Raw genomic sequence first — 2467 nt, forward strand, 5'->3', positions numbered from 1 at the left:
CGACCGTGACGGTCGGGGGCACGCGGTCTTTCGCGGCTTCCGTTCAGGGAGCGCCCGGGTCCACGGCGTTCTTCAGGAAGCGCCCGGGTCCCGGTGGTGGGCCGCGATGCCGAAACGGCGCTGTTCGCCGGGAGCGGAGTCGACCGCGTGGAGGCCGGAGACCGAACTGACCACCTGTTCGTCGGCGGGCTTCTCCGCGGCCTCGAGTTCCTCCAGGTCAGCGGCGGAGACGAGGGCGACGAGCGGCTTCCCGTGGCGGGTGACGACGACGCGCTCACCGCCGTACACGACGCGGTTGATGAGGTCGGCGAGCTCGGCCCGGGCTTGCGTCACCGGGATCTCGTAGGTCATGCTCCACATCTTACGGTCTGTACATCCTGTACATTTTTTACAGATGGAGGTGCCCGTCATGGACGCCCGCTATGTCCTGCCCGAGTTCACGGAGCGGACCGGCTTCGGAACCCGCACCCTCGACCCGTACTCCAAACTCCTCGAATCCCGGATCGTCTTCCTCGGCACGCCGATCGACGAGACCTCGTCCAACGACGTCATCGCCCAGCTGCTGCACCTCGACTACGCGGCACCGGGCCGGGACGTCTCGCTGTACATCAACTCCCCCGGCGGCTCCATCAGCGCCATGACCGCGATCTACGACACGATGCGGACGCTCTCCTGCGACGTGGAGACCACCTGCCTCGGGCAGGCCGGATTCACCGCCGCCGTCCTGCTCGCCGCCGGCACCCCGGGCAAGCGCATGATGCTGCCCGGCGCCCGGGTCACGCTCGAACAGCCCGCCCTGGACGAGCCGCTGCGGGGGCAGCCGAGCGACCTCGACCTCCAGGCGCGCGAACTGCTCCGGCTGCGGGCCCTGGTGGCCGGCATGCTCACCGAGCACACCGGCCGGAGCCGGGAGCGGATCGACGCCGACATCGACCGCCTCACGGTCCTGGACGCCCCGGCGGCGGTCGCGTACGGCCTGGTCGACCACGTGCTCACCAGTCGGCGGGACTCCGCCGGCGGCGCGGCGCGGTGAGCCGGCCGTGGTTCCCGAGCCGCCGCCCCTGCCCGCCCTGACGCGGGCCGAGGGCGAGTTCGTCGACGCGTACCTCGAAGTCGTCGACCTTCTGGGGAAAATCAATCCATCCAGGGGTTCGCATACCTATGGGGCACTCCGTGCGGCACAAGCCCTGGTGGGACGCGCCGAGGCGCTGCGCGAGGCCCTGACGCTCATGCATATGCGGGGCGAGAGCGAGGTGCACTCCGACACATTGGCGCGCGCCCTGCGGGTGTTGGACGGCGAGCGCCGCGCCGACCGGGTCACCGTCCCCCGCACTCGGGCGAGTTGACATTCCGGCGTGTCGTGTCGAGGTCCGGTCGGGCGACGCGCACCGCAGATTCCCTCCCTCGTTCGGCGTAGTCGACGAGTCGACAGAGCAAGCGGGCAAGTTGCGCAACAGGTGTACGCATTTGGCGGAATCGAACGTTCCATCGCAGGTGCGGGGCTCGTCGGCCAAACCTCCGAAGATCACAAAGAGTCCCTGTCCACCCGAACGGATCAGTCGTGAGGAGCCTCACATATCGCCGTTTCAGCTCGGTTTTCGCCCATGTCGTGGGTCAAGATCCCTGACGACGACAAGCCCCCGCCACCGCGGCGGGGCGGTCCGGGCGGACGCCGAGTCCTGCCGCCGTCCCGGACGTCTGGTCGACAGGATTGGATCGGCAGGAGTGGAGGACCCGATTTTTACGGGACGAACGCGCTGTTCCGGCAGCGAGGCCGTTCCTTGGGGTGAAGCCGCAGCCGCGGCCGGGCATCTTCGCCAGCCCGAACCCGACAGGTCATCCTTCGCAGGCGGCTGACGAAGGGTTGCGCATGACTGCGCAGATGCACGTCCCGTCCCTGCTGTCCCGGGCCGGAGCCGTCTCGGCTCTCACCCTCGCCGCCGTCGGCGGCACGCTGCTCGCACCAGGAGCGGCGCCGGAGGCCCAGGCAGCGACCACACACGCGAACACGGCACTGAGCGTCGCCGCCTCGAAGAAGGGATCGCCCTACCGGTACGGAGCCACCGGACCCACCCGGTTCGACTGCTCCGGTCTGACGCTCTACGCGTACAAGAAGGCGGGCAAGTGGCTGCCTCGCACCGCGCAGCAGCAGTACAACAACACCCGGCACATCTCCGCGTCCAGCAGACAGCAGGGGGACCTGGTCTTCTTCCACTCCGGTGGAAGGGTCTACCACGTGGGGATCTACGCCGGCGGCGGCAAGATCTGGCACTCGCCCAAGACGGGATCCTGGGTGAAGCTCGACAGGATCTGGTCGTCGAAGGTCTACTACGGCCGCGTCCGCTGACGGCCCCCGGCCACTGAGCCGGGCCCGCGGACGGCGATGAGGAGTGGGGTGGCGCCGCCCCGCTCCTAGGTCCTGTCGTCACGTTCCCGTCGGCCCCGCGGGGCCGCCCTTCGGGCGACG

At 69.4% G+C, this 2467-nt stretch carries 4 protein-coding genes and 1 riboswitch; of the genes, 3 read left to right on the forward strand and 1 reads right to left on the reverse strand.

Annotated features, from left to right (window positions below; translation table 11 throughout):
- Window positions 1-72: 72 nt before the first annotated feature.
- A complete protein-coding gene (locus tag ACFCY7_RS40315; RefSeq protein WP_367821744.1) occupies window positions 73-351 on the reverse strand; it encodes a type II toxin-antitoxin system Phd/YefM family antitoxin in 279 nt (92 codons plus the stop codon).
- A 43-nt stretch (window positions 352-394) separates the two neighbouring features.
- Between ACFCY7_RS40315 and ACFCY7_RS40320 the strand changes: the two genes are divergently transcribed.
- From ACFCY7_RS40320 to ACFCY7_RS40330, 3 genes are all read left to right on the forward strand, one after another.
- Window positions 395-1033 (forward strand): ClpP family protease, encoded by a 639-nt coding sequence (locus ACFCY7_RS40320; protein WP_376491059.1) that lies wholly within the window; start codon window positions 395-397, stop codon window positions 1031-1033.
- A gap of 7 nt (window positions 1034-1040) precedes the next feature.
- On the forward strand, window positions 1041-1346 hold the full coding sequence (locus ACFCY7_RS40325) for a hypothetical protein (RefSeq protein ID WP_376491060.1): 306 nt from the start codon (window positions 1041-1043) through the stop codon (window positions 1344-1346).
- 314 nt (window positions 1347-1660) lie between these two features.
- Window positions 1661-1867: riboswitch (cyclic di-AMP (ydaO/yuaA leader) on the forward strand.
- Between the two features lie 3 nt (window positions 1868-1870).
- Window positions 1871-2347 carry a C40 family peptidase gene (locus ACFCY7_RS40330; RefSeq protein WP_376491061.1) on the forward strand — a complete coding sequence of 159 codons (477 nt, stop codon included), beginning with the start codon at window positions 1871-1873 and terminating at the stop codon, window positions 2345-2347.
- Window positions 2348-2467 lie beyond the last annotated feature (120 nt).

The sequence above is a fragment of the Streptomyces sp. NPDC056361 genome (assembly GCF_042262805.1).
Classification (GTDB): Bacteria; Actinomycetota; Actinomycetes; order Streptomycetales; family Streptomycetaceae; genus Streptomyces.

What these genes read in the sequence shown, in the direction of transcription:
- ACFCY7_RS40315 (WP_367821744.1), bottom strand. Translation starts at nt 351, where the DNA reads ATGACCTACGAGATCCCGGTGACGCAAGCCCGGGCCGAGCTCGCCGAC.
- ACFCY7_RS40320 (WP_376491059.1), top strand. Translation starts at nt 395, where the DNA reads ATGGAGGTGCCCGTCATGGACGCCCGCTATGTCCTGCCCGAGTTCACG.
- ACFCY7_RS40330 (WP_376491061.1), top strand. Translation starts at nt 1,871, where the DNA reads ATGACTGCGCAGATGCACGTCCCGTCCCTGCTGTCCCGGGCCGGAGCC.